6 protein-coding genes and 4 pseudogenes are annotated in these 4,459 nt (G+C 38.0%); 7 read left to right on the top strand and 3 right to left on the bottom strand.

Annotated elements, in window-relative coordinates; translation table 11 throughout:
- Window positions 1-247 (bottom strand): annotated as a pseudogene (locus C5469_RS22320) (DUF637 domain-containing protein); the annotation flags it as partial.
- A gap of 1 nt (window position 248) precedes the next feature.
- Here C5469_RS22320 and C5469_RS22315 point away from each other — a divergent pair.
- From C5469_RS22315 to C5469_RS22290, 7 genes and pseudogenes are all read left to right on the top strand, one after another.
- Entirely contained in the window at window positions 249-413 is a 165-nt protein-coding gene (locus C5469_RS22315; RefSeq protein ID WP_166310827.1) for a hypothetical protein, read from the top strand.
- Window positions 414-515: 102 nt separating this feature from the next.
- Complete coding sequence (locus C5469_RS22310) at window positions 516-794, top strand: type II toxin-antitoxin system TacA family antitoxin (protein ID WP_021325292.1); 279 nt, start codon at window positions 516-518, stop codon at window positions 792-794.
- 7 nt (window positions 795-801) lie between these two features.
- Window positions 802-1,302 carry a GNAT family N-acetyltransferase gene (locus tag C5469_RS22305; protein WP_166310833.1) on the top strand — a complete coding sequence of 167 codons (501 nt, stop codon included), beginning with the start codon at window positions 802-804 and terminating at the stop codon, window positions 1,300-1,302.
- 480 nt (window positions 1,303-1,782) lie between these two features.
- Window positions 1,783-1,965, top strand: a pseudogene (locus C5469_RS22300) (helix-turn-helix transcriptional regulator); the annotation flags it as partial.
- A 42-nt stretch (window positions 1,966-2,007) separates the two neighbouring features.
- Window positions 2,008-2,664 (top strand): IS1595-like element ISPlu21 family transposase, encoded by a 657-nt coding sequence (locus C5469_RS22295; RefSeq protein ID WP_166310825.1) that lies wholly within the window; start codon window positions 2,008-2,010, stop codon window positions 2,662-2,664.
- Window positions 2,665-2,699: 35 nt separating this feature from the next.
- Window positions 2,700-3,053, top strand: a pseudogene (locus tag C5469_RS23895) (helix-turn-helix transcriptional regulator); the annotation flags it as partial.
- 103 nt (window positions 3,054-3,156) lie between these two features.
- Window positions 3,157-3,333 (top strand): annotated as a pseudogene (locus C5469_RS22290) (helix-turn-helix transcriptional regulator); the annotation flags it as partial.
- A 153-nt stretch (window positions 3,334-3,486) separates the two neighbouring features.
- Here C5469_RS22290 and C5469_RS22285 read toward each other — a convergent pair.
- Window positions 3,487-3,993 carry a contact-dependent growth inhibition system immunity protein gene (locus C5469_RS22285; protein ID WP_166310823.1) on the bottom strand — a complete coding sequence of 169 codons (507 nt, stop codon included), beginning with the start codon at window positions 3,991-3,993 and terminating at the stop codon, window positions 3,487-3,489.
- A partial coding sequence (locus C5469_RS22280) for an endonuclease toxin domain-containing protein (RefSeq protein WP_479687573.1) occupies window positions 3,993-4,459 on the bottom strand: 467 nt, incomplete at its 5' end. The genes C5469_RS22285 and C5469_RS22280, both read right to left, overlap by 1 nt.

Raw genomic sequence — 4,459 nt, 5'->3', positions numbered from 1 at the left:
TGCCTGCCACAACTGCGTGGCTTAACGTTTTGCCCGGCACTCCTAGCACTTCGCCATTATCACCAATCAATCTGGCACCTTCAGCATGAATCTGGCTGCCAATATTAGCCAACAGAGCCGTAGTCAAATTATCGTTAAAACTGCCGCCGTTAATGGTGGTATTCAGGCTGGAACTGATAATGGATTGACCCGCGACCCGCTGGACCACTTTGTTCCAGTCACCATTGCTGATTTGGGGTAATAGCACTGTGGCAAGAATCAATATTACAGACCTTTCCGAAAGTCTGATAACGGCGGTCAGAAAAGGTCAAGCTATTGTTATTAAACAAGCAGCAAAAAATGTAGCTGGTTTTATTCCATTAAATGTGACAGTTGAACATTCAATCAGCTATTACGATCTACCTTTTTCTTAATAATGGTATTTACACATGGTTTAATGTCACACTTGAAATGTAATGTCAATAGCGTTACATTAGTATATTATTTATACCATCCACAGCCAAAGGAGATTCAAAATGAATGTAACAATTGAGAATCGTAAAAATAAGACACTCAACTTGAGGATTAGGCAAGAAGATCGAGATTTAATCGATAGGGCAGCAAAAGTAAAAGGCAAAACCGTCACCGAATATGTCCTTGATACAATCAAGCGTGATGCTGAAAACACCCTATTGGAACACTCATTTATGGTTGTTTCTCCAGAAGTTTTTGATGCTTTTGTCGCTAAACTTGATGATCCGGCAGCACCAAATGAACGTCTTATCAAAACAGCAAATATGAAAAAACCTTGGTGATACAATGATGAGTAATGGCCCAACCCCATTAACAGACGATCACAATTTAGATAATTTTAATTCAGGAGTTGACACCCTTGACAATTGGTTAACAGACAAAGCATCAAAAAACCAAAAAGGAAATGCCTCACGAACATACGTTGTAAGCGAAGACAAAAATGTTATTGCCTATTATTCGTTGGCTACCGGCTCAATTATGTCGCAAGAAGCGATAAGCAAATTTAAACGCAATATGCCGAACCCCATTCCAGTAATCATTTTGGGCCGTCTGGCTGTTGATAAAAATTATCAAGGAAAAGGGTTTGGCCGCTATTTGGTTAGAGATGCTGCCATACGTGTCACACAAGCCGCAGATTTAGTTGGTATTAGAGGGTTAATTGTCCATGCTATCTCAGAAGACGCTAAAGCATTTTATAAATCTGTGGGTTTTGATGAATCGCCTTTAAACCCAATGACGTTGATGATCACATTAAAGGATTTAAAGACAGCTTTCGGAATCAAAGGTTAATATATATACCGAATGAACTTCAAGATGCTTGAGTGGTCAGACATAAAAGCATTTAAATTCAACAAAATAATTGTTTTTCAAACATGCACTTTAAAGTATCTTGAGTATATAAGTTGAGCTTTTTCAAGATAATCGGTGGACACACAACTCTTTTAAAAAGATTAATTGACCGCCGTTAATCAACCCACTAACTCTTCCTAACCGAACAAATAGAACACCAAGACAGCCATGTCAGAAAAGGTCAAACTGTTGTGGCGGATTCAACTAATATACCCAAAGAAAGAGCAAAAATAACTACTCGATTGTAATTATTCATTAAAAACATAATCAATAAGAAAAGTTTTAACCAATATAAAATATTGGTATATTAGCGATATTTACAGAAGCTGTAAAATCGTCCGCAAACATAATTACTCATTGCATTGTAAAAGTGATAACCTTACATGGAAGTATTCTAGTTTAATCATGATGAGTGAAATTATGAAAGATAAAAGTATGAGTTTCTCTGTAAACAAAGATCTGGATGTTTATTCAAAAAGCTTTAATGCCTTCATTTCATACATGGAAAACAGCAACGATTTTTGGATCATAAAAGACAACGAATCTCGATTTATCTATGCTAATGATATTATGATTTATTACAGCGGCCTTCCTAAAGGTTTTAAGGGGCTGTCCTAGATAAGTCATTTGATCTAGGATATCCAAATGAGAAAAAGTCGGATTAGCCAATACAAGCAAAAACGTCTTCAGGAACTCTTTGTGGCGGGGGTTACAGCCCGCACTGCGGCAGAGTTAGTGGGTGTCAACAAAACGACTTCAGCTTACTATTTTCACCGCCTCAGAGTCCTTATCGCTGATTATGTCGATGAACACTCCATGTTTGAAGGTAAAGTCGAGATAGACGAAAGCTATTTCGGGGGTAAACGCAAGGGAAAACGCGGGCGAGGTTCAGCCGGAAAAGTCCCTGTTTTCGGGCTTCTCAAGCGAGGTGGTAAGGTCTACACCCGCCTAATACCTAACGCCAAATCCGATACCTTGATTCCGATAATCACGGCGAAAATTAAGCCTGACAGCCTAGTCTACACAGATAATTTTGCCAGCTATGATGTGCTGGACGTGTCCGATTTTAAACACTATCGAATTAACCATAGCACGGAGTTTGTAGACGCTAAAAATGGTCAAAACCATATCAATGGGATAGAGAACTTTTGGAACCAAGCCAAACGTCATATGCGTAAATTTAATGGCATACCAAAGGAACATTTTGAGCTCTTTCTCAAGGAATGTGAGTGGAGATTTAATACACCGGGTGTAAAAGACCAATTACATATTCTAAAACAAATAGTTAAGGGAAAAATATAATCGCTATCTAGGACAGCCCCGGTTTTAATATATAAGGTAAGCGTGATAGTGAATGTCCAGCACCGTGGTCTGAGTTTGAAGATATTATACAGGCTAATGATAAAAACGTAATGATTAGTAAAAAAACGATACCGGTACTAAACACTTTCACTTATGGTGGGAAAGAAAAAATAATCTAACCATTTATGGTCAACATTACACTTCTCATAAAGGATGGAAAATGCATTGGGGTTGTTGGTCATGGTAAAAAACTTGAACTTTATTCCATGTATCATTTTGAAAATAATAGGCATCCTGATTCACTAACTTTTGGCACACCAACTGATTTATTTACTGATAGAGAGTTCGATATAGTATTTTTTGCGTTGCAATCACTAAGCGCTAAAGATATATACTCAAGACACTTCAAAGCGCATGTTTGAAAAACGATTATGTTGTTGAATTTAAATGTTTTTATGTCTAACTACTCAAGCATCTTGAAGTTCATTCGGTATAGCTAGAAAATTAGATATTTCATATAGAACGGTACAAACCCGGCTACAGATAATTTATCAGAAAATAGGAATAAATTCATTAAGCCAGTTAAAAGAATATTGCAGGGGTAAAGGATATGATAACTATGCTCCTACCAGATTTATTAACCCTAATCCCTATATACCTCTAGCATAACAATGCACAACCATCCTGCCAATTCAGCGGCAAGGCAGCTAACTTTTTGAGATAATCAGCGGACACATAATAGTGATTACGTGTCCACCTTAATTAACTCTATGAATCAAAGATCATGAATAATCAATGCAAAAATAAACTGTTACCTTATCGTCAAACATAACTTCTACAACGTGAAAAAGCCAGCCGTAATGCGGCACCCACTTCCTCAGGGGAGCTGTCTGCCGGAATAATGACATAATCTGACTCGACAATACCCTGCCCTGTCCAAAGCTCAAGTTTTTTGTGACCATAGGGCATAATAGTTATCACACCATCTAACAAGCGAATATTGCAACTGTTCATCTTCTTAAATAACTGACGTTTTGAGCGATAACCATAAGATCCCATCATCTCTGTGATCCAGTTTTTATACTGTTTGTCATTTGCATCATGATCAAAATAATCCCCATACTCATCAAGTGGGATTATCCTACTTTTTGATAAAGCATCAAGCACAGCCTTTCCCAACTCTTGATCAGATACAACTGGCTGTAATAGGTGTTCGCTTCCTAAGGGATCTACCCCTAATAAACCGTTGCCTGAATAGGTTTGTATTGAATAAAAATCACCATTAAATTTAGCTCCGGCATTCAACCCTTGGTCAGGATTATTGTTCATTATTTCACCACTGTAATTTTAACGTTAATGTTCTTTTCTGCACCATAGGTAATGGCTCTGTTAATTTGTTCCCACTGGTCAGGAGTAGTTGTTTTAGGTACAGCAATCCTTACTTCACGTTGGGATATCATACTTGAATTAATGATTTTCGTTCCTTTAGAACCTCCCGTGAAGTTAGCTGCATCATCAATATTCCTTTTCATTGATGAATATATCTGCTTGGGCTCCTTTATCCGTGCGGCTGTGCGTGTGTCTATAGTTTTAACACTAATAGCTACACGCGTAGCAGGATCGTAGAAATCAAATGTCTCGGCATTCTTTGGTAACCGAGAACCTGCTGGCATCTGCGTAGCAACAAAATCCTCAAAAGGATACCCCTGCTTATAGTTACCTTCTCCCCATGCCATTTGAGTTTTACTACCATCTTTTTCTACCCGATACACATGACGGATGTCTACTGTTGGGT

Origin of the sequence: Photorhabdus cinerea (genome assembly GCF_011189575.1) — a bacterium.
Taxonomy (GTDB): domain Bacteria; phylum Pseudomonadota; class Gammaproteobacteria; order Enterobacterales; family Enterobacteriaceae; genus Photorhabdus; species Photorhabdus cinerea.
This window is presented reverse-complemented; position numbering and strand designations above follow the sequence as displayed.

What these genes read in the sequence shown, in the direction of transcription:
- C5469_RS22305 (WP_166310833.1), top strand. Translation starts at nt 802, where the DNA reads ATGAGTAATGGCCCAACCCCATTAACAGACGATCACAATTTAGATAAT.
- C5469_RS22295 (WP_166310825.1), top strand. Translation starts at nt 2,008, where the DNA reads ATGAGAAAAAGTCGGATTAGCCAATACAAGCAAAAACGTCTTCAGGAA.
- C5469_RS22310 (WP_021325292.1), top strand. Translation starts at nt 516, where the DNA reads ATGAATGTAACAATTGAGAATCGTAAAAATAAGACACTCAACTTGAGG.
- C5469_RS22285 (WP_166310823.1), bottom strand. Translation starts at nt 3,993, where the DNA reads ATGAACAATAATCCTGACCAAGGGTTGAATGCCGGAGCTAAATTTAAT.